Consider the following 24886-nt stretch of genomic DNA (forward strand, 5'->3'; position numbering starts at 1 on the left):
TCTTACATGCCCGCGGACGTTGCACCGCGCACCTTGAACCCAGTCGGTTAGTACGCCGCGCTACTAATCTAAAGCAACCTTGTGTGAGCACATAGAAGACCGCCACATCATCAGCTCCCCTCTACATTTGAGCGCTGCTTGGATACACGCGAATAACGTGTGGGGGATGCAGGTTGACGCGGCGCTGCTCCCACAGACGCCGCAGTTCGCTGACGAGAGCTTCACGCCTCGCCTGATCGATTGTCACCGTATCAAGGAGTTCGCCGAGAACGCCTTCGCCCTTGATCCGCATCAGCAGATCGAACAAATCATGTGAGATCCGCACACTGTTACGACTGGCGTGACCCGTACGGATTTCGCAGACGGTCTCCTGCCGATCTCGCCCGGTATACGCACGAACTTGATAGAGAGATGCATACGGCGGCAATGAAATCGCGAGCGCTGTCCAGTCCTCCAGCTTCGTAGCCCGTTTCTTGACGAGGAATGGCCCGACCACCAGTCCATCCAGGTCGGTTGTCAGAAATGTTGCGATTGCGTCTGCCACCGAATCCACAATCGGCTCGGCATTATTGTTAAATGACGTATTGAGCAGGACTGGGATGCCGGTCCTCCGCTTGAACGCATCAATGACGTCCCAGTAGGCAGGATTTGTCTTGTACGATACCGTTTGCAGCCGTGCTGTGCCATCGACGTGAGTGATGGCGCCCAGCAAGCCGCGCTTGTCGTTGCGGACGCGAACGACGAAGTTCATGAAGGGGAAATGGCGCTTGCCATCCGGGAGTTCGAAAAATTCGTCCGCATCCTCCTCGAGTACGGACGGCGCGAAAGGTCGATAGCCCTCCCGCTTCTTGACCATCGCGTTGATTCGGTCCCTGTTAGCGGCGGGCCGCGGATCGGCAAGAATGCTGCGGTTGCCAAGAGCACGGGGGCCGAACTCTGACCGACCCTGAACCCAGCCAATCACAGCCCCGTTAGCCATCCAATCTGCTGCCCTGTCCGCAACGTTATCACTGCGTTCGATGTCGAGGTGACGGGCCCATGCATTCAGTTCCTGCTCCACCGCGCCATCACTGCCGAGGTCGGGGCCCCAATACCCCCCCTCAAGGCGCTCACGGGGAGCAGGTCGCCCCAACTCGTCGGATACCATGAGGGCAGCGCCTAACGCGCAACCAGCGTCGTGTGCCGCAGGTTGCACGAAAATGTCTTCGAAAAGTCCTGAATACAGAATCTTACCGTTCACAGTGCAATTGTGGGCAACACCGCCAGCCAGGCATAACCGCTTCATCCCAGTGAGGTCGCGATAGTGCCTGAGAACATGAAATACGATCCGCTCCAGAGCCTCCTGCAACGAAGCGCTCACATCTCGATGCTGCTGCGTGAATGGCATTCCCTTTTTCCGGACCTCGATGTTGCGGAGCAACGCCGGTCCGATTCGGTCAAGGTGGACGCGGTACCCGCCATTGGCTGAGAGTTCGTAGAACTGCTCGAAGACCTTGCGATATGTGGCTGGATTACCGTAAGGGGCGAGCCCCATCACCTTATACTCGTCGAATAGCCCGTAACCTAGATATCGAATCGCCTCAAGATAAAACAGCCCCAGAGAGTTATTCTCCGGGAAGGTCGTCAGTTGATCAATTTGAGCGCCAGAGCCCACCGCGACGAGACCAGATAGAAAGTCACCGCCTCCGTCGATGGAGAGGATCAGGCTCTGCTCAAAGCCCGACATCGCAAATGCGCTAACGGAATGGGTCAGATGATGGTCCACGAATGAGATGCGTGATGGATCAACCTCGGTACCGAACTCCTGCAACAGCAGATTTTGCAGCAACAGTTTGGCATCCAACGGAAGCGAGAGATCCGGCTGTGAAATGACCAATCGTCCGAGCATAGCGTTGCAATAGGCCTCGGTCGCGTAGAACGCGATGCGGTCAATGTCGCAGAGCTGCACCCCGGCTGATGCTAAGCAGTGCTGTATAGCATTGCGTGGGAACTTGTTCGAATGCTTGATTCGATTGAGCCGCTCTTCCTCGATCGCTGCGATCACACGTCCGTCGCGGACCAGTACGGCGGCCCCATCGTGGAGAAATGTGTTCGGGAGATCGAGTGGATTTTCGTGGACCTTGTCTAGACCGCCGCTCATTCCAAGACACAGCATTTTTCTCTCCATTCACCCGATAGCGAGGCCGCCGTGGCCTGTCACACAATCATTTTCTTATGCGTAAGGTGCGTAAACGCACGCCGAGGGTCGTCGACTTAAGAGGCGCCCAGGCCGGGTTCGTAACAGCACATCAGTTGTCTCCTTGCTTCCGTCGCGCTCGGCGTTAACGCATGAGGCGCCGACGAAATATCGCCGTGGACAGGAAGAACGGAAGCACCGCATAAACGCAAAGTGCACTGACATGCAGGGCGATGCTGCCCGCTGGCCGTCCAAGCATCGCTGGGCGGATCAGTTCGACCGAATGTGCCAGAGGCAGGACGCTCGCCACATGCTGCAATGTGCTTGGCAGTTGATCCAGCGGAAACACGGCGCCGCACAGGAACACCATAGGTGTCATAACGAGCGTTTGGTAGAACACGAAATAATCGTAGCTGGGCGCGAGAGATATAACGATCATGGCCAGGCTTGCGAAAACGACGCCAGTGAGCGCAATCGCCGGCACCGAATAGACAATAGACGGCCACTCCGCATAGCCTAGGATGGCTGCAACGGTCCAAATAGCCGTTCCTGCCAGAACCGCCTTGCTGGCTGCCCACACCAATTCACCTAAGACGATGTCGCCCAGTGTTAGCTGCGTGGACAGGATTGCGTCCCAGGTGCGCTGAGTATCCATGCGGGCGAACACCGCATAGAGAGTTTCGAACGTGGCGGCGGTCATCGCGCTAGTTGCGACCATGCCAGCCGCGAGAAATGCGATATATGGAGTGCCGTCAACGCGACCCACAATGATTCCGAGGCCAAAGCCAAGGCCAAACAGGTTGGTCATCGGATCGGCGAGGTTCCCGAGAACCGATGCGACCGCCACTTTCCTCCATGCCAGAAAGTTGCGATGCCACACCGCAGCCCAGTTGTATGCGTTAGCGGGCATGACCGGTGAATAACCTTCACTCATCGCTTCAATTCTCCAACTCCCGCCCGGTCACTCTCAAGAACACATCCTCGAGGTTCGGAGGACGCTGCAGAAGCCGTAGACCCGCGCGCCCACGCAGTTGCGCGCGCACCTGCTCCGGATCTGATGAGTAGCAAAATAGCGTCTCGCCGCTTACCTCCATGTGCCGCACATAGGGCCCGACCTGCGCACACAGATCACGCGGATTTCCGCCATAGATCTCGACCACGTCACATCCGATATGCGCGTCAATCAATTCTTGAGGCTTGCCTTCAGCAATCTTGCGGCCTTGCTCGAGCACGCAAAGCCGGCTGCATAATCGCTCGGCCTCTTCCATGAAATGGGTGGTCATAAGTATCGTCTTGCCGCGCGCCAGCAACACGCGTAAGCGCTCCCAGATCAGGTGCCGCGCATGAGGATCTAGACCGGTTGTCGGCTCGTCCATTATCAATAGATGCGGATCGTTGATCAGTGCACGTGCCAGCGTCAACCGCCGCTTCATACCACCGGATAGCTCCGCAACGCGCACCTCCGCCTTGCTCTCGAGCCGGGCGAACTCAAGAAGTGATGGCGTGAGCGCTTCGATCTCGCGTGCGCTCTTATTGAAGTAGCGCCCGAATACGAGCAGATTCTCGCGTACGGTAAAGTTGAGTTCAAGGTTGTCGAATTGCGGGACGACACCGATGCGCACCCGGGCCAGGCGGGCGCGTGTCGGTACTGGCTGGCCGAGCACCGTAATCTCGCCCTCGTCCGGCGATACCATCCCGAGGATCATACGCGTAATCGTGCTCTTGCCCGCGCCGTTCGGTCCCAGTAGACCGAAGCACTCGCCCCGCGCGACCGAGAACGATAGCTCGTCGACAACGATCTTGCCACCAAAGGCCTTTCTTACGCCGGCAAGGTTGATTGCTAGGGTCGACATGGTCATTTCAGGCTGAAAGAAGTCGTTCAGCCGGCGACGACTTCTTTACGGCTGCTTTGGTCCAGAGTCGTCCGTCGCACCAAATATGCTCAACACCTCCCCATTGACAGGCCGCCGCCACATCCGGGAAGAAGCCACGCCCGAGGTGGTTGGCACTTGTATTGCAAAGCAACGGAATGCCCGTGAGCCGCTCATACTCAACGAGCAACTCGGCGATCACATGTTGAGAGGTTCTGGAAATCGTCTGCAATCGGGCAGATCCGTCCAGATGCACAACAGCGGGGATTTTGTCCCGCCATTCCGCCCGTGTCTGGTGATCGAAAAGCATGTAAGGATCTGGAGTACCAGGGCTGAAAATTTCCGGCGCGCGATCCTCCAAACATATCGGCGCTACCGGCCGAAAACGTTCGCGACGTTTGATGTCGTTGAGATGATCCTTCATTTCAGCGGACGTCGCCGCTGCGAGAATGCTTCTGCCCCCCAAGGCTCGTGGTCCGAGCTCGGCGCGCCCCGCAAGGAAGATCACGGGCTTGTTGTTGGCAAGAAGTGCCGCAAGCTCGCGCATGTCGCAAGGCGCGACCTCCCATTCGGCGGGGATCTCACTAGCTTGCAGGGCCGGACCACTGTAGACCGACCATTCCAACGGCAGGAAACCATTCTGGGCTGCCATCGCACAGCAAGCGGCACCGATCGCCGAGCCGCTGTCATTCGGAAAGGGCGGCACCCAGACATCGTCGAACAACCCCGTATCGCGCAAGGCACTGTTCCACTTGATATTGAGCCCGCACCCGCCAGCTATGCATAGATTGCGCGCTCCCGGAAGCGACGAGTGCCGCAGCAACGCCATCGCGATCTCTCGGACCAGAAGACGCTCGAGGAAGCAATGAAATGAAGCCAGCACATCTTCATGTCGCTTGTCCTTCAATCGCAACGCGCTCGCCTCGAAGAGCTGATGCGTAGCTGCGAGTAAGGCTTCCGCGCTATTAATATCGGCGCGGTAGCGACGAGCTGCTTGCGTGTCGGCTGCAAAGTGGCTTTCATAAAGCTCGTGAAACACCGCAATAACATCTTCATCAATAGACCCAAGCGCGATGTACGCCATCAACTTGCCTGCGACACCCAGGTCCCAGTTGGTGCGATCTGCCTTCCGATAGGGTCCGAAGTGATGGCCAGCGGCAGCATAAACATGCCCAATCATCGGGAAGAGACATTCAATGAAGCGCGCACCCCGACGCTCTACATGGTATAGCCGTGGTGCAATTGAGCCGTCCCACACGAGGCAGAACGCCGGCTGTCCGGCCTTGGCATAGGGGCTGGTGCAATAGGCGGAGGCCACATGACCTGCGATGTGCGGATAGCTTCTATAAGGGAAGTCGCTTCCGCCGAGCATCAGGCCGAGGCCGTCACGTGAATCGAGAACACCATCGGCATGGCGCTCAACATAGGGTGCTCCTTTGAGCGTGAGCGATTCCGCGCCGCTGAGGACTTTGAACTGCGACTCGATCTCCCCGTCCCAACCGTCGATGACAAAGTGATCAACATCCTTTGGGCCAAGACCATGTTCCGCCAAGGCGGCGACAACTGCGTCGAGATTGTCGATCACCTGATACCGCGGATTATTTCCTCGCTTCTCTTGCTCCACGCAAAAGACCAGCCGCCCGTCCTCGACAAGAGCGACCGCCCCGTCATGGGTCAGCTTGATACCGCAGATGCGCATCGTATCTCCGTGCCTAATGCTGTAAATTCAATTGATTCGACGTTCGATCGGGATTTATGAAGCTTGCGAGCAAGCAATCTTCATTGACCGACTCTCCATGACACTCTAGCCGCTCGACCTCGACCAACGATTCATTCAGCATGGCCATTACCGTCTCGGCGCCAGCAGCATGCCCCCAGCGCTGGCATGTCGCGTCACGCGCGGAGCCGAACACCAGACACCCTTCCGGCGCGAGCATCTGCACGAAGTTGCAGACGGCCGCACGCATTCTGCTTACGTCATCGAGGTAATAGAGAACTTCGGCCACGACGATGAGATCGAAACGCTCCGCGGTCGAAAATCGTGAGATGTCGGAGACTGTCCACGTAATATGCGAGAATCGCTGCATTCGTTCGCGCGCGCGATCAATCGCCCGCGGAGCAACGTCGACGACGGTGAGCCGTTTGCAATACGGCGCGAGCTTTGTCGTGAAAGCGCCGGCCGCACATCCGACCTCCAGAGCATTCCTGATCGCTCCCCTTGAACGTGCCAGCCTGAGCAACTGTGCGTGACGTTCCCGCTCGAATGGGTTACTATCGAGCCGCCACGGATCATCGACGGCCAATTCCCGTTCCAGCAATTGATTAGTCTTGTCCAGGCTCACGAGTTATTCCTTCTCGCCAGAAGCAGCTTTGACTCGCCACAGCACACGATTTCAGACGTCATCAACGTCGACGAACCGCGTAACAACTCCCTTTCCGATCGGGCCGCCGCTTCGCGAGATACCTGTCGCGTTTGCTTCAGCGATCGGATTTAAGGAAATGACCCGCTCTCTCGCCTGGTCTGCGGGGTTCGCGGAATTGCGCGACAGCCAATCGCTATTGCTCAATGTGCACAACGCATACGCCTTGACGGGAAGTAGGAGAAAGAGATTGATAGGAGTGTGAAGCGAAAAGCCGATAAAGCGACTTTCGCGGGCTCGGAACGCGGCGACGCAGCAGCGCACCATGGTCATCGCCGCGATCGTCACTACAGTGAACCACGGCACGGTCGCGGTGAATGCAAATTGCGAGAGCCCCGTCAACAACGCCAGGGCGAGCAACAGCGGACCGAGATTCTGTCCGATCACGTCCAGGGTGAGATAGCGCCCGAGGCCCGGCAGCAGGTGCAGCGAGAGTAATGTGTCCCGGAATGTGCTTCTTGCCCAACGAAGCTGCTGCCGCAGATAAGGTCCGAGACGATCAGGCACTACTGTCGCGGCAATTGCGTCCGGAACGTATTCAGTTCGAAAGCCGGCTTGCAGCATGAGGATCGTGAGATGACGATCTTCGCCGAAGTCACTCGGCTTCCCGCGGAACACCTGCGTCTCGTACTGATCTAGAAGCGAGAGAAGAGCGGAGCGGCGGTACATTGCGCATGGGCCACAGCAACACATAACGGCGCCGAAGCGCGCTTGTGCCGCTCGCTCCTCGTTGCAGGCCAACCAATACTCCATGTCGATCAATCTAGTTAACCAGGTAGCGTCCCGATTGCTAGCTGTCAGCTGGCCCATAGCCGCACCAATCGATGGATCCAGCATCTTCAGTGCGAGCTTTGTGACCACGTCGGCGGCAATCATCGTGTCGGAATCGACGTTCAGCACGAGATCTCCCCGCGAGCGACGTATCGCGGTAATCTGCGCCTTACGCTTTCCAATGTTCTTGCGCTCCAGAATGATACTGAACCTCGGGTCACGCGCGTAGGCGTCATATACCGGTCGGACGGCGTCACGATTCGAAGACCCGTCATCAACCACGTATACCCGCAGCTTTCCCGAGTAATTCTGTTTTGCGATGGACTCGAGGCACGCAGACAACGTTTGCGGGCTCTCATTAAAGCAGGGAACGATGACATCCACGCTCGGCAACGCGCCAGCGTCCGGCTCATCGTCTGATAACGCTTGGCCGTCGTCCTTCATTGCATAAATCGCTTGTGCACTTTTGTAGACAGCCGAAAGCAGCGCATAACAGGAGATCGCAACAGTGCTAGTTGTGGCAAGCAGGTTCATGGGGCCCAGAGCTGTTCAGTGGGGTTGAGGAAGCGGGCGAATTGCAAATCCGCGGTCGCGCATTGCTGGAATCAGGCGGGAAAGAGCCTTGACGGTCTGCTCGCGCGGCCCCCTAGGGTCGTCCCGTTGCAGCTCGCCAGGAGGACATCCGTCATGGAGGAGCACAATTGCTCCCGGCCGAACGGACGCCATTACCGTGCCGACAATCGTGTCGACGCCCGGACATGACCAGTCGCGCGGGTCGACTGACCAGTGCACGGCAACGAGTCCGGCCATCGCAGACGTCGTCAATACTTCTCTGGTCCACACACCATACGGGGCGCGTATGTGCCGCAGGGAGGCATGGGGGCACACGCTTCTGATCGTTTGGCTGGCAGTCAGGATCTCGTTCCGCACTTCGTCGGGCTCGCATCCAGACAGGTCCGGATGACTCATCGTGTGGTTGGCGACTTCGTGTCCCTCTGCGACTATTCGTCGGATTAACTCCGGCCGATCGCTCGCGTAGACGCCGATGGCAAAGAATGTGGCGGGAGCGTTGTATTCCGCCAGCACATCCAAGACATCCGGAGTGCAAACGGAGTGAGGACCGTCGTCAAACGTCAAATAGACGCTGCGACCCTCGTTGGGGTCAGCGTACTCGCTGCGCACGTCCAGTCCGACGTCGGGATGTCTCACAGCTCTGGCCCGTTCCGATCAATCAGCGTACCGCTCGGCCACTCGCTCATCGGCCGACCAATCGGCAACACCACTAGGAGCGCTTCCTCAACGAGCGTTGGAGGCACGTTGAGAAAAACGTCTCGGCGGGTCGAGCGCACCCGAACTCCCGTCAAAATGTTGGCCATCCCGTTCCGGCCAATACGTTCGATATGCTTGCGCATCGCAGGGCGCACTGCTGCGAAGCCGAAGGGTGCATTAAGTTTGTGCAGAAGCGGATATGCGAACCGCACTGCGCCCTGATAAGTGACTCCATGCCCCTCGACATCTCGACGTACGGCGTAGAGACCTAATTCGGCCACCAGCAGATCGGTCTCCCCGACCTTGATGAAACGTCGCAGTATGCCGGCATGGCCTGCTACGCCGTTTGAGTCGTACGCGATTATGCGAAGCTCAGGTCTTGCGCCGGCCCAACTTCGACTGCCTTCAAACGGCGCTGCATTAAACTCACCACTTGGCCCGTACGCTCTTCGGAAGAACTCGGCGAGTTCGGTATGATCGGCCAGCGCTAATTCATTCTCCCAACACAATCTCCACCGCACCTGAGGGCGCGCCAAGAGATTGCCTGTAGAGCGGGGTACAGACATATTCATCGGTGCCTCCGACGTGCAGCCGAGCATTCGAGAGTTGACTTGCTATCAAACGATTTGACTGCCCAGAGGTCATCGATTGGGCCTCTTGGCAGAGGCATTTGACACCTGCAATCGGCAGCTCGCTTGGCCGCGAAAGTAGGAACAACTCGACACGACCTCCAGCCTACGGAGGTAAACGGCCGATATGGAAAGGGTTGGAAACGCTATACGAAGGTTTATCGGACAGCTTCTTGAGTAGGAACGTGCTTGTCGTGGCATACCTTCGCGATGCATCTTGCGCGGCTTGAAGCACGAGCCGGCCACGACGCCAGTTCGTCTCCCTTGCTGCGCGGAACATAACTGAGACTTCTTGCCTGAGCCCGTGCGAAGACCGCCAGCCATCTTGGTGTGCCTTGTTGTGTTTTCTATAAACTGATGTTTGCTATCCAACATTCCCCGTTTTGGTAAAATCGATTGTATTGATCGAACGCATCCACCCGATGGATAGAGTCACAGCATGCGGTTCAAGGGCCTTGATCTAAATCTCCTCGTCGCGCTCGATGCGTTGATGACTGAGCGCAATCTCACCGCAGCGGCACGCAAGATCAATCTGAGCCAGCCGGCCATGAGCGCCGCCGTCGCTCGCCTGCGCACCTATTTTCGTGATGAACTATTTACGATGAGAGGCCGGGAACTCGTCCCAACATCGCGTGCAGAGGGACTTGCGGCCCCGATTCGCGAGGCTCTGCTGCATATCCAGCTCTCTATTATTTCACGCGACGCATTCGATCCGGCGCAATCGACCCGCCGCTTCAGGGTGATCCTTTCGGACTTCATGACGATCATCTTCTTTCGAAAGATCATAGACCGCATCGCACGGGAGGCCCCGGCCGTCCGCTTCGATTTGTTGCCGTTTTCAGACGAGCCCGACGAACTCCTACGACGGGGTGAAATCGATTTTCTGGTCGCGCCGGAGCTGTTTATGTCGAGCGCGCACCCGAAGGCGACATTATTTGAGGAGACGCTTGCGTGCGTAGGCTGCCGCACAAACAAGCAGCTAGCACGTCAGCTTACAATAGAGGGGTACATGTCAATGGGACATGTTGCCGCCAAGTTCGGGCGGGCACTGAGGCCCAATATCGAAGAATGGTTTTTGCTTGAGCACGGCCTCAAGCGACGAATCGAGATCGTCGTGCAAGGGTTTAGCATGATCCCGCCAATCGTGCTGGACACCGTCCGCATCGGGACCATGCCTTTAAGACTGGCTAGGCATTTCGAGAAACTGATGCCCTTGCGGGTTGTCGAACCGCCGCTCCCACTTCCCGCATTCGCCGAGGCTATCCAATGGCCGGCCTTTCATAATACTGATCCGGCGAGCATTTGGATGCGGCGGTTATTGTTGCAGGAGGCCTCCAATATGGCTCCTCCCGGTGAGCCCCTCTCAAGCCGAAGACGCTGCTAATTTTCACTGCGACTCATTTCCACTCCTGGCATTCTACCAGTGGGCACCTTCGGTCCTTTGCACTGGAACGGTTCCTAGTCTTATGCCTGGATGCCTTTCCAGACGATCTGCTTGCAGCGGTATTGGCGGTGCTGTGACGCTGCTCAAAGACCGCTAGCCACGCGGCCACTCACGAACCTCCCTTAACGTTGGAATCGAACGCTTTGCAGCAAGCGTCGAATTATCGTCCGTTGGTCGTAACGTGACCTGGGTGTGCCGCACTGTCATGCATACTGCGTTGTGACCAAGCGGCCCCACCGAATGCAAGCCGCTTGAACCCGACGTGGCGTCAGGTTGTAGATTTGCAAAGAGCACACGCAAAGTGACCACGGCTAAGCCACGTTACGGACCGCTATTGCGATCCCACTTCGCCGGCACCAGGGGCGCCGCTAACGATCTTTGCAGTGATCGACGTGGTACGGCAATCCGGTGGCAGGGGCGCACCACAGGTCCTTTGGATTGTACGGACTCAGCGATGCGCCCGATCGCTTGCAGCAACAGTCGCGGACACAAGCGGCGGGATTGAGATTGTCACAGGGGCTGCGCCGTGCACAGCAACGATGTAAACGCTTTCAAAAGAGTGAGCATGCGCTTCAAGGGCCTGGATCTTAATCTTCTCGTCGCACTCGATTCTCTGCTGACTGAGCGGACACTCACCGAGGCGGCGCGTAGGATTAATCTCAGCCAACCCGCCATGAGTGCCGCCGTTTCCCGGTTGCGCGCTTATTTCGGCGATGAGCTATTTGCGATGAGAGGCCGCAGACTCGTCCCAACATCGCGTGCATTACGCCTCGCCGCCCCTGTCCGCGAGGCTCTGCTGCAGATTCACCTTTCCATTATCTTGCATTATGAGTTCAACCCAGCCGAATCGGATCGCCGGTTTGTGATCCGTCTTTCGGACTGCAGCACTCTTGTGTTGTTCCAGAAGGTCGTGGAGCGTGTATCGCAGAGTGCTCCCAACGTCCGGTTCGAGTTGCTGCCCCCCGCCGACGATCACGATGAGCTTCTCCGACGTGGTGAAGTCGACTTCATAATCTTGCCCGATACATTGATGTCCAGCGCCCATCCTAAGGCGAAGCTATTCGAGGATCGCCTCGTATGCGTCGGCTGCCGCACCAACAAGCAGCTATCACGGCGGCTCACATTCGAGAGATATTTGTCTACGGGACAAGTCGCAGTTAGGTGTACACCTGCGGGAACGTCCGCGATCGAGGAATGCTTTTTCTTTGAGCACGGCCTCAAGCGGCGCGTCGAAGTTGCCGTGCAGAGCTTCAGTATGGTCCCGCCCATGCTATTGGGCACTGGCCGTATAGGAATGCTGCCCTTAAGGCTTGTTAAGCATCTCGAGAGAACGACACCACTACGGATAGTTGACCTACCGTTCCCACTTCCTGCATTCACCGAAACCATCCAGTGGCCGACCTTTCACAACAGTGATCCGGCAAGCACATGGATGCGGGCGATAATCTTGCAGGAGGCGTCCTGCATGGCCCCACCCGACGACTCCACGCAAGCTTCTAGTCCCGCTAAAGCGGCTCCATGCGTCTCGTCACCCACTCCACCTAATGATCGGATCCGCCTGGATCCCCAGTGAGAACCCATAGCCATCCCATCATAACCGTCGCTTCTTTAACCGCCTACGCTCTGCCGCAAGACGCGAGTTCCGGCTACTCCTTTTGCGTGCATTGTACTCTCGCCGTCCGCCTCCCGCCTGCGCGCCGGACGCACGACAGTTCGTTGCCATTCAAGATCCATCTTCACGCTATTGTGCACACCGCTGCAAATTGCTATCGAGCCCGCCGCGCGAGGCACCGGCTCAAGCCATCAGTTGGAGCCGCTGTGGATATAGGATCCAGCAATCGACAGCAGAAGCGAAGTGCGATGCCCGGAGACTAGAACAGCAATCGCCAGGCTTGTGCTGAGGCGTGCAGACGTAGGCGAGGTAGCGTCATTAGTGAGTTTGATGGACGTGATTTCCCCTGGAGCTTGATCTAACGACGATACACGAAACATCCACATGCTTGCGCCGGAATGGAAGAAGGTTCAGCTAGTCCCTTGAAATAGCTTGAATCTCACGTGACGTCAGGTTGTAGGCTTTGAATCGAAGAACCATGACCAAAGCTACACCACGAAGGCGTCGATGGCGCATTGGAGAACTCGCAGATGCTACCGGAGTTACGGTACGCACTTTGCATCACTATGAGCACACGGGTCTACTTGCAGCCTCGGAGCGTACCGACGGCGGTCATCGAATGTACGACCGCGAAAGTGTACAGCGAGTTCATCAGATTCTAGCACTACGTGAGCTTGGCTTCTCTCTCCACGAGATACGTAAGGCGATGGAAGGGCGCACTTCGCTTACTGACCTATTGCGTTCACATTTGGAGCGGATTGAGCTTCAGGTCACGCGCGCGACGCTGCTGCGAGATCGTCTGCGTAATATGACAACCGATGGTGACGTGCAGGTGAGCGTAGACGAGCTGCCTGCCACCTTGGACGCGATGTCGAGAGTCGAGAAACGCGCTCAGCCCCACCGATGCACATGCAAGCTAGCCGCTGAGCGAGAGGAGCGGTGGCGACGAATTCGCGATGAATTGCGCGATTGCATGGATCACGGCGAGCATCCTTCCAGCGAGCGCACAAGGGCCGTGGCGCTGGAGGCGCGCTTGCTATTCAGCGAAATCGCAGGAGTTGAATCGACGGTCTCGACAATCCTGAAGGTTCTTGCACGATTGAGCGCCCCTCGTAGTCTGGCGGGCTGGGATCCCATTCTAATGCAGTACCTCGATCTCGCCCTTGCGGCGCTGGAGAATCAGTCGCACTGACGTTACCCAGCGCGGTGGATGCGTGACCACTCTGAGTTCCAGGCCCCTCTGGAAGTCAGCGAAACGCTCGATCCGGACTCGCCTCGCGCTCAATCGCGCTGCTCCTACTCCACTTGCTCTACGATCCACACTGCCCGGACGTAATGATTGGCTTGCGCGAATCGGAAGGGGCTTGAAACGCACGTAGCGTCACATTGTACGGTCCACTGCAGATAGCCAGCGCTCCCGGGCAACGACACAATCTTGCTGTCGAAGCCGTCAAGTAGAACTGAGTGTCCTGGCCACGCGGCGCCCCGTGGATCTGGCAAGGGAATCTAAGTGATGAGACGCATTGATAACATCGTTGTTGCGATACTCGCGTCCTTTCTCGCGCTCGCAGTTGTCGCGACGTTTCTGCTGCTGGTGACGGGGCTCGCTGAGTTATCCAATGCTGACGTGCCAGACTGCCAGTCGATACCGGACGGCAAACTATTGACACCATCGCGGGTCTGGTACGGAGGCTCTCCACTGCGGAAGAGACTGTGACAGCGGGTCTGGTCTGCTTCTCCAGATTCTTCTTCGAAGAGACTCAACCTCGCTTGACGATCGCGTCGGCTTTCGATCGTCCGGCCAGTTTGGTTTGCCGCTTTCCTCGCCGCAAACGATAGCGCTCGATTGCCGCAATATCTGGCAAGCTAACGGGCTCTGCATACTGACGTTGTGGCAGCGCTCTCGGTGCCCCATAGGAGACCACCATGTCGGACGAAAAACTGCAGAACGTGCTTTCTTCTCTTACTCCAGTGGCGCGCCAGTTGGATGTCCTGCCATCGGGCCGGCCTGCCCCAGACGCGAGTTACGTGAAACTGGACACGAACGAGAACCCATTCCCGTTGCCGCCCATTGTCATGCAAGGCGCGCGCGCAGCTCTTGAGCGGCAGTACCTGTACCCAGAAAATGACAACATCAGCTTGAGGGAAGCAGCCGCCCGCGCCTACGGCATCGCAACGGATCAAGTGATCGCCGGCAATGGCTCATCTGAACTTCTTGGGCTGATCTACAGAGCCTTCCTAACGCCCGGTGATCGCGTTGCAATGCTCTCGCCCGGCTTTTCGTTCAACCGCAAGCTCGCGATGTTGCACGCCGCGCAACTCCTCGAGATAGACAGTGCGGGGCCCGATTCCTTACCGATCGAGGAGTTGCTTTCCGGCCCCGCGACAGACGCCAAGTTTGTTCTATTGGCTAATCCGAATAATCCAACCGGCGTCTTCGTTCCGCTCGCCGATATCGAACGTTTGCTGGTACGATCGGATCGCCTTATCGTCCTAGACGAGGCCTATGTCGACTTTGCGCCCGACAATGGCCTACGGCTTCTGAGCCGTTATGCGAATCTTCTGATTCTTCGAACGCTCTCGAAAAGCTATGCTGCCGCTGGCATTCGCGTCGGCTTCGGTTTCGGCCATCCTGCGCTTATCGGCAGGCTGCGTAACATCCAGAACGTTTTCAATATGAACGTTATCGGCCAAGCAATTGGCATCAGCATCCTTTCGCATCTCGCCGCGTACAATGATAACCATCGGCACATCAGAGATGAAAGGCAGAGAGTTGCAGCTGAGCTATCTCGGATCGGTTTTTGTGTAACACCGTCCCACGCAAATTTCGTGCTAGCCCACGTCCCTGTCGGACAGGATGGCAGATGGTGGCAAGCGGCCTTGGCGGAGGAGAAGGTTCTTGTCGCTTCCTTCCCCGATGAGAGTCTTGAAAGCTGTATCCGCATTAGCATTGGTACAAAAGATCAAATGGATGCGTTTCTGGCGGCGACCAATGCGATTTCAGCACGCACAACGCGCCGCGGTTGCTAGCTGCGCCCCTTACCCAGCCGATCGGTAGGAAACTGACATGAGGGCAGGATGCTCGAGATGGTTTCGTGTTGCTTTGGTCGGCGAACAATGCAGTGCACTGGCCCGGGCTCCAATTCGGACAAGAGCCGCCAGCGCTTCGACGATCACGTTTGCGGACCGGGCATCGTGATCAGCCGCCAAGCAACACACCCAGAATAGACCTCTAACGGCGATCATACGACAGACGTTGACCAGCCTGATCGCTCGCGGCCTGAAGTGAACAGGACTTCCTGCATTCTAAAATTGGAGACAACCGAGTGACGAATCGCAATCCTTCGAAACTGACGTGCGGAATTTTCGATCATCTGGACGACGATGGCCGCGATGCCGCGCGACAGTACGCAGATCGCCTGGCGTTGGCGGAAGCGTGCGACTCTCTCGGCTTCTATGCATACCATTTGGCCGAGCACCATTGTACGCCGCACGGGAGAGGTCCGTCGCCGAATCTGTTCTTGTCAAGCGTCGCTCAACGCACGCGGCAACTTCGCGTTGGTCCTCTGGTAATGCTACTTAACCTCTATCACCCACTGCGGGCATTCGAGGAACTCTGTATGCTCGACCAATTGAGCTGTGGCAGACTAGAGCTCGGCATCGGACGGGGCTCACTGCCGATCGAATTGGGCTATTTCGGCATCAGTGCCAACGATGCTCCAGGCCGATATGAGGAAGCTAGCGAAATCCTCTCGAACGCGATGAAAGACCAGACGCTTTCCTACCATGGGCATCATTTTGAACTGAACAATGTTCCCTTGACGCTAAAGCCGGTTCAACGTCCATGTCCTCCAACCTGGGTCGCCAGCAATCGGCCTGAATCGGCGGCCTGGGCCGCTACGAACGGCGCGAATCTCGCGTGCGTAGGCCCCTCCTCTATCATTCGAAAGACTACGGATGCCTTCCGCGCGCATTTACCCCGTACCACTAGCCCGGATGATCGAGAGCCATTCACGGGATTGCTCCGCATGATCGTGATTGCGCGTTCTGATGAAGAAGCATACCTGCTGGCGGCAACTGCGTACCAACGATGGCTCGAGAGCTTTATGTTCCTTTATGAGCTCAACGCCGTTCCGACACCACCTAACCTGCCGCTGACCTTCGATGCGGCACTTGAGAGCGAATTGTGCGTCGTTGGAAAGCCCGCTTCCGTCCGACGACATCTTCTTAACCAGATGGAAGAGGCAGGTGCCAACTACCTGCTTTGTCAGCTTGCGTTTGGCAATCTTCCCCTGGAAGTTTCGGTTTACACCGCGGCCAAACTCCAATCTGAGCTTGTCGCTCGGCCTTGCTGAGGATGCATCTTTCGACTGCTTGAGCTCACTCGGTCACACGCCCGCTTCTTCCTCAATCCAGTCGCTACGTGCCACGGCGTGGCACGTACACTGGCTCGCGATCAGCCGCCCATCGCCTTGCTCAACAGGAGATCCACGGACTATCTCTGCGAGCCGCTAAGCGGGGCGGCGTCACCGCATCTCGCGGCGAGGCCATTCAGAGTGGTGCGTCTTGAGCACGAGGCATGCCATCGCTGCTGTCAATGTCTCAGATGCTGCGAGCACTGCCCCTGGATCGCGGTGGTAAAGATCGACATCTACTCAGTACGCGCTTCGTTCACCAACTTTGATAAGCGCGCACGGCACGTCGCGGATGGCCCATCGGCGATCTGGATGTGTCCCATCAAAACAATCGATTGTACCGCTTTTGCACGAATACAATACATAATCGCCTGCCTTCAGGAAGTCGTATTCCGGACCACCGTATGACCATGAATTCTCCACCTTCAGCACATTTTTCATGTGAATTTGACATGGAAACGTCAGTGGTTATTCGCGGTGCAGCGCATTCCCGCTGTCCAGATGGAGAGGTGTACCGCAGCGATTCTCGTCCCGGCTGCACTCACACGCGGACCCATGCCGGGCGACGCAATGACTTCGCGCTTCTCGCCTGGTTTTGGCATCTCATGACCACCACTATTTAATCCCTCGTTTGCTCGGCCCCACTGAGCGAGCGTGCACTCCATGAACCTGTTTTCTATAACCGGCTCCATCGCAATCACGTGTCATGCGCAGCTCTCGACAATCATTAGAAGCGCGTAAGCGATTTATGCAGCACCAACGTCGCGTTCGCCACAATGTAGCGACGGACAGGTTCAACGATCGTGCCATAGATCGTGGTGCATTGGCGCCACCGGCGCCCGTTGTCAACAATTGCGAATTTCAGTTTTTCTCGACACACCTATCCCGCGCTCTCTCACTTCCTGTGACACCTGATGCGCAGGCCACAATTGGGCAATAGCGATTGGTCCTCACGCAAGGCTGGGGACTCATCAAACGGGAATGAAGGACCGGCCGTCATCCGCACCACCACTGCATTTAGTTGATCTGGAGAGACATCATGAACTTGGACTGTTGCAATTCGCGCGTCGATCACCTCAAGCAAAGCATTGGCCGCCAAGTGGAAGCAGTTGCCGGACTGATCTGCGAGGACAAGAACGCGCTCCACGCGATGCAACTGCTCAACAAGCTCACAAGCGCACTTGTTCGAGCAGAGCAAGATCGCGAGCGGTTAGGCAACACGACAACCCGCAGCGAACTTGACGATAGGCGGACCGCCCCGTTACGACCGGGGCACAACGGGGTTTGCTATCCAGAAGACCTTCTGGTTTTGGGGACGCTTTTTGACCGAGCAGTCGCGACCTTGCCAGCCGTCATGCAAACTACGGCCAATCGAGCTACGATCGCGCGGTTTATTCTAGCGCGTGCAGTGGTCGTTGAAGGTCGAGTAGCTGTCTTCGATGCAATCGATGAAGCTCTCTGCTTCTGTCAACTCATCAAAGAGACCGCCGGCTCGAGCTTGTGCTCTGTTTGATCAATGCCGTCACTCGGCCCAGCATTGCTCGACGCCCTTCCCCCTCCAAATGAGGTGGGTTCACGCCGCTGTCGGGTCGCCGCTAATTTTCTCGGCGCCGAACGAGGCTACCCTTGCTCCCATGACTAAGGTGACGACCGCGTTGTTATTCGCCGCCAGGCCCCGCACGGCCGAGAGGACACAACTCCGTCCTCTCGGCCGCTCGCTACTGAAACAGTAGGATGCACCTAACTGGTCCTTTTGATTGGCGCCTGCGTCGACGCATTAGATCCCGATAGGAACCCGGTCAGTCATACCCCCGGGATTATTCTCTCACTCGCACGGTCTCTCTGGCCTGCGAAGGTCTTCGAAGATCGCTTATAGCGTCCAACCGCCGGAAAATGCCCGCTTAGGCAACAGGCGCGTGTTTCCTTGCGTCTGGAAATCGAGACATCATCCTCGTCCGCACGCTGGAGCAGGCGGCAAGTCGCCTTCTCAAGAGAGAGCGCCGCACAATTTGCTCAACCCGCTACCTGTTCCACGGCATAGACAGCTGTTGTCGCCAGTCAACGTCAACTCGTATGCTTTGAACGGCGACTGGATGTTTGAAGCTGGCTCAACAACCTCCCGCCACGTGAGATTACGGCCATTTCTTGCGCCGACTTGTTGTGTTGGGGTTACAGCAATTCGCATTGATGTTGCTATTACGCACAGCGCCGGGGCAATGGAAAGGAACGAAACTCGAATGAAGAATTTTCTGCTTTTGACTGCAAGCATCATCGCGCTTAACGCGGCGGCGCCCGCATTTGCCGCGGATCTCGCTGCGCAGCCGGTCTTCACTAAAGCGCCACCGCCGCTAGTGCTTCCTCCAGCGATCTATGACTGGACCGGTCTATATATCGGCGTCAACGGTGGCTGGGGATCGAGCAACAATTGCTGGGACCTCTCTGCAATCACTCCCGAAGGCTGCCATGATGCGAGCGGCGCCACCGTCGGCGGTCAGGCGGGTTACCGCTGGCAGATATTCAATGTGCTCTACGGCGTCGAAGCGCAAGGCAACTGGGCCAACTTCAGCGGCTCCAATATCAGCGCCGTCTTCCCTATGGACAGCAATCGTACCAGGATCGATGCGTTCGGCTTGCTCACGGGCCAGATCGGTTACGCGTTCAATAACGTGTTGCTTTTCGCCAAGGGTGGCGCTGCGGTGACCAGCAACAGCTATCAGATCAGCTTGGCGGCCACCGGCGCGGAGTTTGCCAGGAGCAACAACCTCCGTTGGGGTGGCGCGCTTGGCGCCGGTCTAGAGGTCGGTTTTGCGCCAAGCTGGTCATTTGGCGTCGAGTATGACCACCTTTTTATGCAGAACAATGATATCATCTTCCCCTCGGCCGGCGGATCCAGCGACCGCATCCGACAGGACGTTGATCTTGTCACTGTTCGGCTCAACTACAAGTTCGGTCCGGGATTCACCAGATAGTCACATCTGCACGCACCGCGTCGCGGACCGAGAGCCCCGACCTTCGGCCGGGGTTCTTTCTTCAAATGTTTCTCACCTGCGGTAACCTGACTCGCTCGGCTGGCCATCACGATGTGCCCGTCAGCGCCGCATGCCAAAATGAAAGCCGAGCGTCTGTTGCGTAGCGGGAAAGGCGACGATCCAAGGTCGGAGGCGATTGGCCGCGACGAGCAATGAGTCTCACATCGGTGTCTATTTGCGGGGTAGGATTTTCGTGCGAACGACGACCATCACAATTTTTCCGCTCGATACCATCATCATTAAGCGCCGTAGCTTCGCTCACGCAATATCAACGCCACTGCGGCGATTCAGATGAGATCGAGCCGGATCGTCATCACGATAGCTTGGACCCGACTGGTTGCGCCCAGCTTTCGCATTGCGTTCTTGAGATGAAAGTTCACCGTATTCTCGCTGATTTGCAGTATCACGCCAATTTCCCACGACGATTTTCCTTCTGCGACCCATCGCATGCAATCTAGCTCCCGCTCCGATAGTGTAACTTTCCTATTGCAACTTCCCTCCGAGGGACGCGATATCTCCACACACGCGGTGTGAAAGTGCCAAGCCAGTGCGTTGAGATGACTTATGCGATGCTGAGGATCGGCATCATCGAACCGAGATGCAAATGATACCACCGACAGTCGACCCAAGGGTCCAAACAATGGCACACTCATGCCGTGCTTCAGGCCAGCCTCTCTGGCCTCAGCGAGCACGCGCCGTTCGTCCGGCTGTAGTTGATATTGCTTGGCGAGTTGATCCCACAGAAATGGCCGCGAAAGCATTGGTGTCCGCCGCACCACCGGATCGATTGTATAGTACTTGCGCTCAAAGTATCGTTCGCACCATTCGGATGGCCAGTTCACGGCTACTGTAGGTGGTGGATACTCCGGTAGGCGAAGCGGCTCCACAAAATTGAGTGCTCCGTAAGCGACTTCGCTAAAGCCCTCCACGGTCGCGCAGTTCACAAGAAGCTCGAACAGCGCTCTAAGGGATTGCGTTCGGTTTGCGCATTCTGTGAAGCTAAACATGTCCATTCTAGGCGCCTCGGGAGGCCGGTCCAAAAGACCGTTGGTGCGCCGTTCGATCGGTTTCGTTTCAGGCGGAGCTAGATTCCATTCCATGATCTGAACTCTTGGCTTCGCTCTTCGTGCAGTCTGAACGCTCGCGCGCTGCGGCGGATGCTCTTCCCGAACTGCCTAGTCTCCGCGGCGCGGTCTCTGGCCGCGGGCGGGTCGATCAAACAGTGGGGCTGCACCGGTCGACCTGGACCCAAGCTTGTCCGGCGCGCCACGGCCGCCGCGCGAACATCAGTTCGTCGTCCGCCCGCCTCGCCGATAACGCGACCGGTAACGACGCTGATGACGACCCAATCGAAGCTCGGCACCAGTTCGTCTGGCCTGATGGCGACCATCGGGTCTGTACCTTCCATCCCGAGCCGTATCGCGCCGCAAACACTGGCGGTAACGCAATCCTTTGACAGCTCGTCATGCAAACATGTCCGATCAGCCGATCGGACCTGATCCTACCTTTCCGCAAAGCTTTGTAAGAGCCGCCCCCTCGTATCCGAATAGCGGTGCGTGAAGAGGTTGGTCAACGAGAGTACCGAGACCCGCAAACGATCGGTAGACCTGCGTGGTGCAGAGAACACTTTGCATCCGCATCTCCAGTAGGAGAGGACCTGGGATGGAAGCAGCAAGTGTCGTACCAGTTTTAGCGCTCGCGAAAACTAGGTTTTGCGGCAATAGCTTGAGAGGATTGGGGGATTGTTCGAATCAAAAGCATTGAAGCAATCGCGACATCGGGAGGGAATGCGACAACACGATGTGACTTCGTTGATCAACTGAGCGACACTCGATACGCCGCGCCAGCCAGACGACCAGGTCGGCGCCGGGTTCACTCCACAGGTGCGTTGCTATCAATTTGCCCGGCGGTTGCTTCCGTCTTGCTCTGCCGGCGTGAGCGGCTTGGCAACATTTCTAAGGATCGTGGTCCGGCAGTTGGCCAGCAACTCCTTCGTGTACGCCGTTCCGAAATAATCCAGAACGAAAGTGCCAGTATAACTCGTATCGTCGGTCATGCCGCTGATGAGGCTCTCGAGGATTGCCCCCACCTCGCTGACGCGATCGCAGTAGCGGCTGCGGATAACGTTAACGGCGTTCATTGAGTGAACCGCCTCGTCGGCAATCACTTCCCTCAGCCAACGCAGAAAACGACTATTCCCAAGCCCAGCATAAAATTCCCTCTCCGCAGCATAGGCGCGGCAGGTACACATTTCATCAAATGCGATCATAACGATGAGTGAGAATTCATCCTTCAGGAACTCGCTGATCGCGCTAAAATCATGCGATCGGGCGTCCAATCTTTCTCGAAGATCCGTTTCGGATCCGCCAGCGACGAGTTCCATGATTTGGATGAAGCCATCGGTATGCCGCTCTTCGTCCGCGGCCCAAGCAGTGAAGAACGCCTTCGCTTCGTTGGTTTTGATCAAGTTACGGATACACAGCTCTTTTTCTAGATGCCGTGCGTCATATTCCGTATACAACTCAGGCCACAATCTGTCCCAACGTGCCCGCACAACCGACGGTTCAGCGGTAAACATCGTTGGCGTCAGGGCATTGAACAATTCTTTTGGACTCCAGTCCCGTCGAACCGGCGCGATCATTCGATTACCCTGAATTACGAAAGGCGTGAGCGATCCGGCGGATACATTTCACCCCTCATGCTCGAACCGATGTTTGCAACAGACAGGGTATGCTGTCGCCCCCTTGTTTTGGGGGGATGAGATTTAGGCCATACTCCTTCAACCTCCTCCCAAGCGACAGGCTTGACATCAACAGAAGCGGTCAACTCGATCATCAAGGCGCCTTCGAATGTAGTATCCGGAGGCCAACGTCGTATGGCATTACCTCACCGCTTGTGGTGAGCCTCGAAGTCAGCAGCACCGGACGTTTGTGAACCGAGGCGAGTTGCTTGGGCTCGGTCGAAGACAGCGGCTAACGCAAGGCGCCCCGACGCACTTTGCCGGGATGGAAGTGCGCCGGGTCGACCCGACCATCATCAGTACGTCCGTGATGATGATGCTGGGAATGAAACAAGCAGCGTGGCGGAATTGAGGCTCGTCGCTTCTTTGATCTTACAGTCCAAACATTTCGTGTGCGGTCTCCAGAAGGGGCTTGAATCGCACGTAGCGTCAAGTTGTACGACCGTAACGTTGTCGCGCGGGCAGGACAATTCGGTGCCTGAAGGCCTGTGATGATTGCCCGTTGAGTCGAAGAGCCTGATCCACAAGGGAGACAGTTCTTGCTCTTCTTACGGGTCACCCAGCCCGATTTCCGCAGCCTGCCGGCCGTCGGGTCGCAGTCCGCGCCGTTCAACCGCCTTTAAGTCGAGGGATGAGATAGACCGCAACGCCTAGCGGATTGTTCGGAGTGGGCTTGGTTGTCCCGCCATAGCCCGCCGAGTAAGCATAACCGTGAATGTAGAAATGTGGCGTCCGTCGGAATGGCCTCGGGAGGGCATCTATTCTGTTCAGTGCATCGACCACGCGCCCCGGAGCCGGTTGCAGACCGTGAGTCCAACCAGCGCCTACGATCGATGTCAAATCTTCGACTGGGACCCCAGCCGGAACGTCGCTGACGAGATATAACAACTGCTTCGGCAGGTCCGAGTGGCTCGAAGTCCCAACTGCGTCATCCTCGAATGTCGGTTTTGAACCACTCGGCGCACCTATATCTTGCGGAATGGACTTCCCAGCCGTTTTCTCGGCCTGGATGTTCTCCAGCTCCACAACAAAATCTGAGAACCATTGTTGGATCGTGTAGCCGCGAAGCTTTTCTATCATTCGATTCCAGCGTGAGGAGCGCTCGCAGGGCGGCATCGATATCGCCCTCAAGATCACATGCGACATTTCCTCGATGTTGTACGGATCGACAAGAAGGGCTCCGTCCAGCTCTTTGGCCGCGCCTGCAAATTTCGACAGGACCAGCACGCCAGGATCGCTCGGGTCTTGGGCGGCGACATACTCTTTCGCTACGAGATTCATGCCATCGCACAACGGCGTCACGACGCCAACCTTCGCGGTGCGGTAGAGACCCGCGAGTACGGACTGACTGAAGCCCTTGTTGTGATAGCGGATTGGAGTCCAGTCATCGGCGCCATGACGGCGGTTAACATCGCAAACAAGTTCGGCAACGACGCTCTGTAGATCCTGATAGACCTTAATGTCGCTGCGCGACGGGGTTGCGATCTGCAGCAATGAGATGCTGCGCGGCTGCTCAGTCCACAAATGATCGAAGGCTCTGACCCGGTTGTCGAGGCCCTTCGAATAGTCGATCCGATCAACGCCGATCGCAAGCTTCCCGCCATCGAGGCTGTGCCGCAACGAGGAGACGCAGGGATGCGAGACCGCCTGCTCGCTATACCGCGCGATCCTGTCCGCATCGATACTGATCGGGAACACCCGGCATCGGGTCCGGCGGCCGCAGCGCGAGATTACAACAGAGTTCTCGATCATCAATCCGAAATCGGGACCGACATAGTCGATGAAATTCTGTCGATGCTCATCAGTCTGGAAGCCGATCAACTCATAAGCGAGCATCGCCTCGATCAGTTCGACATGATATGGCAGACGGCGGATCGTCGCAGGCTTTGGCCATGGCGTGTGCAGGAAGAAGCCGACGGTTTTCTTGATATCGACCTTCCGCTCAATTTCGAGCTTGCGCAACTCGGCGCCTAGCGCAAGGAAATGATAATCGTGCACCCAAAACGTTGTGTGATTGCGAAATTGGAGCAACTCGTCCGCCACAATGGCGTTGATCTTACGATAGCTGAGATAGTCGAGGTCCGAGATGTCGATCAAGTCAGGGCGCGAATGCAAGGTCGGCCACAGTGCCGAATTGGAAAATCCCTTATAGTAGCGGCTAAAGTGCTCCGCAGGCAGATCCAATGTCACCAGCGTTCCTCTGCCGAGCTTCTCGACGGAAGGCTCCTTCAGACCACCGGATTCCGTTTGATCCGGGGACCCTACCCAGATTGCTCCGGATTGCTCCACAACGGGGAGAAGGGCCGCGGCAAGGCCACCTGTCATTGGTTCGTTGGGATTGCCGCTTGTAACGCGGTTCGAAACAACGACGAGGTCCACAGATCATCTTCTCTTTGTTTCGCCGCTGCTTCGATTCATCAATGGCTTGACGAATCGCTTCAAGCAAATGAAGCGAACCGTATTCATGCGCGCATCGGAACTTGATCCTCTCGCTTGAATGAGCTTCTTTG

The 24886-nt window shown here is 57.0% G+C and carries 17 protein-coding genes and 1 pseudogene; 7 read left to right on the plus strand and 11 right to left on the minus strand.

From position 1 onward, the window contains the following. Positions 1–121: 121 nt before the first annotated feature. The 8 genes from AS156_RS19810 to AS156_RS19845 all read right to left on the minus strand — a co-directional run bounded on the left by AS156_RS19810 (position 122) and on the right by AS156_RS19845 (position 9079). Positions 122–2155 carry a carbamoyltransferase family protein gene (locus tag AS156_RS19810; RefSeq protein ID WP_066507937.1) on the minus strand — a complete coding sequence of 678 codons (2034 nt, stop codon included), beginning with the start codon at positions 2153–2155 and terminating at the stop codon, positions 122–124. A 166-nt stretch (positions 2156–2321) separates the two neighbouring features. After that, complete coding sequence (locus AS156_RS19815) at positions 2322–3110, minus strand: ABC transporter permease (RefSeq protein WP_066507784.1); 789 nt, start codon at positions 3108–3110, stop codon at positions 2322–2324. A 4-nt stretch (positions 3111–3114) separates the two neighbouring features. After that, the gene (gene nodI / locus AS156_RS19820; protein WP_136626324.1) at positions 3115–4035 is read right to left on the minus strand and encodes a nodulation factor ABC transporter ATP-binding protein NodI; all 921 of its coding nucleotides are present in this window, start codon (positions 4033–4035) and stop codon (positions 3115–3117) included. Position 4036: 1 nt separating this feature from the next. Then, a complete protein-coding gene (gene nodU / locus AS156_RS19825; RefSeq protein WP_066507786.1) occupies positions 4037–5746 on the minus strand; it encodes a nodulation protein NodU in 1710 nt (569 codons plus the stop codon). Between the two features lie 13 nt (positions 5747–5759). After that, positions 5760–6389: a nodulation methyltransferase NodS gene (gene nodS, locus AS156_RS19830; RefSeq protein WP_066507789.1), complete on the minus strand. Its 630-nt coding sequence runs from the start codon at positions 6387–6389 to the stop codon at positions 5760–5762. 51 nt (positions 6390–6440) lie between these two features. Beyond that, complete coding sequence (nodC, locus tag AS156_RS19835; RefSeq protein WP_066507793.1) at positions 6441–7772, minus strand: chitooligosaccharide synthase NodC; 1332 nt, start codon at positions 7770–7772, stop codon at positions 6441–6443. A gap of 15 nt (positions 7773–7787) precedes the next feature. Further along, entirely contained in the window at positions 7788–8426 is a 639-nt protein-coding gene (nodB, locus tag AS156_RS19840; RefSeq protein ID WP_245312985.1) for a chitooligosaccharide deacetylase NodB, read from the minus strand. Positions 8427–8443: 17 nt separating this feature from the next. Next, positions 8444–9079 (minus strand): NodA family N-acyltransferase, encoded by a 636-nt coding sequence (locus AS156_RS19845; protein WP_066507940.1) that lies wholly within the window; start codon positions 9077–9079, stop codon positions 8444–8446. A gap of 496 nt (positions 9080–9575) precedes the next feature. Here AS156_RS19845 and nodD1 point away from each other — a divergent pair, with 496 nt between their 5' ends. The 7 genes from nodD1 to AS156_RS19880 all read left to right on the plus strand — a co-directional run bounded on the left by nodD1 (position 9576) and on the right by AS156_RS19880 (position 19576). Beyond that, positions 9576–10520, plus strand: a complete 945-nt coding sequence (nodD1, locus tag AS156_RS19850; RefSeq protein WP_066507797.1) for a transcriptional regulator NodD1 — start codon at positions 9576–9578, stop codon at positions 10518–10520. 625 nt (positions 10521–11145) lie between these two features. Beyond that, positions 11146–12153: a LysR family transcriptional regulator gene (locus tag AS156_RS19855; protein ID WP_082747647.1), complete on the plus strand. Its 1008-nt coding sequence runs from the start codon at positions 11146–11148 to the stop codon at positions 12151–12153. Positions 12154–12670: 517 nt separating this feature from the next. Continuing rightward, positions 12671–13384 (plus strand): MerR family transcriptional regulator, encoded by a 714-nt coding sequence (locus tag AS156_RS19860; RefSeq protein ID WP_082747617.1) that lies wholly within the window; start codon positions 12671–12673, stop codon positions 13382–13384. A gap of 734 nt (positions 13385–14118) precedes the next feature. After that, complete coding sequence (gene hisC / locus AS156_RS19865) at positions 14119–15222, plus strand: histidinol-phosphate transaminase (RefSeq protein WP_066507799.1); 1104 nt, start codon at positions 14119–14121, stop codon at positions 15220–15222. A 296-nt stretch (positions 15223–15518) separates the two neighbouring features. Next, the gene (locus tag AS156_RS19870) at positions 15519–16547 is read left to right on the plus strand and encodes an LLM class flavin-dependent oxidoreductase (RefSeq protein ID WP_066507801.1); all 1029 of its coding nucleotides are present in this window, start codon (positions 15519–15521) and stop codon (positions 16545–16547) included. 1099 nt (positions 16548–17646) lie between these two features. After that, positions 17647–18120 (plus strand): NolY, encoded by a 474-nt coding sequence (locus AS156_RS19875; protein ID WP_136626325.1) that lies wholly within the window; start codon positions 17647–17649, stop codon positions 18118–18120. Positions 18121–18844: 724 nt separating this feature from the next. After that, positions 18845–19576 carry an outer membrane protein gene (locus AS156_RS19880; protein ID WP_066507805.1) on the plus strand — a complete coding sequence of 244 codons (732 nt, stop codon included), beginning with the start codon at positions 18845–18847 and terminating at the stop codon, positions 19574–19576. 347 nt (positions 19577–19923) lie between these two features. On the opposite strand, the gene AS156_RS19885 is transcribed toward AS156_RS19880, so the two are convergent. The 3 genes and pseudogenes from AS156_RS19885 to AS156_RS19900 form a co-directional block, all read right to left on the minus strand. Then, a complete protein-coding gene (locus AS156_RS19885) occupies positions 19924–20649 on the minus strand; it encodes a LuxR family transcriptional regulator (protein WP_066507807.1) in 726 nt (241 codons plus the stop codon). Between the two features lie 881 nt (positions 20650–21530). Next, positions 21531–22277: a ferritin family protein gene (locus AS156_RS19895; RefSeq protein ID WP_245312976.1), complete on the minus strand. Its 747-nt coding sequence runs from the start codon at positions 22275–22277 to the stop codon at positions 21531–21533. Between the two features lie 1089 nt (positions 22278–23366). Beyond that, positions 23367–24755 (minus strand): annotated as a pseudogene (locus tag AS156_RS19900) (alpha,alpha-trehalose-phosphate synthase (UDP-forming)); the annotation flags it as partial. Between the last annotated feature and the right edge of the window lie 131 nt (positions 24756–24886).

The organism is Bradyrhizobium macuxiense, from assembly GCF_001542415.1.
Lineage (GTDB): Bacteria > Pseudomonadota > Alphaproteobacteria > Rhizobiales > Xanthobacteraceae > Bradyrhizobium > Bradyrhizobium macuxiense.

Excerpts from the sequence above, each read along its gene's own strand:
- AS156_RS19810 (WP_066507937.1), bottom strand. The coding sequence starts at position 2,155 with ATGCTGTGTCTTGGAATGAGCGGCGGTCTAGACAAGGTCCACGAAAAT.
- AS156_RS19815 (WP_066507784.1), bottom strand. The coding sequence starts at position 3,110 with ATGAGTGAAGGTTATTCACCGGTCATGCCCGCTAACGCATACAACTGG.
- nodI (WP_136626324.1), bottom strand. The coding sequence starts at position 4,035 with ATGACCATGTCGACCCTAGCAATCAACCTTGCCGGCGTAAGAAAGGCC.
- nodU (WP_066507786.1), bottom strand. The coding sequence starts at position 5,746 with ATGCGCATCTGCGGTATCAAGCTGACCCATGACGGGGCGGTCGCTCTT.
- nodC (WP_066507793.1), bottom strand. The coding sequence starts at position 7,772 with ATGAACCTGCTTGCCACAACTAGCACTGTTGCGATCTCCTGTTATGCG.
- AS156_RS19845 (WP_066507940.1), bottom strand. The coding sequence starts at position 9,079 with ATGAATATGTCTGTACCCCGCTCTACAGGCAATCTCTTGGCGCGCCCT.
- nodD1 (WP_066507797.1), top strand. The coding sequence starts at position 9,576 with ATGCGGTTCAAGGGCCTTGATCTAAATCTCCTCGTCGCGCTCGATGCG.
- AS156_RS19855 (WP_082747647.1), top strand. The coding sequence starts at position 11,146 with ATGCGCTTCAAGGGCCTGGATCTTAATCTTCTCGTCGCACTCGATTCT.
- AS156_RS19860 (WP_082747617.1), top strand. The coding sequence starts at position 12,671 with ATGACCAAAGCTACACCACGAAGGCGTCGATGGCGCATTGGAGAACTC.
- hisC (WP_066507799.1), top strand. The coding sequence starts at position 14,119 with ATGTCGGACGAAAAACTGCAGAACGTGCTTTCTTCTCTTACTCCAGTG.
- AS156_RS19875 (WP_136626325.1), top strand. The coding sequence starts at position 17,647 with ATGAACTTGGACTGTTGCAATTCGCGCGTCGATCACCTCAAGCAAAGC.
- AS156_RS19880 (WP_066507805.1), top strand. The coding sequence starts at position 18,845 with ATGAAGAATTTTCTGCTTTTGACTGCAAGCATCATCGCGCTTAACGCG.
- AS156_RS19885 (WP_066507807.1), bottom strand. The coding sequence starts at position 20,649 with ATGGACATGTTTAGCTTCACAGAATGCGCAAACCGAACGCAATCCCTT.
- AS156_RS19895 (WP_245312976.1), bottom strand. The coding sequence starts at position 22,277 with ATGATCGCGCCGGTTCGACGGGACTGGAGTCCAAAAGAATTGTTCAAT.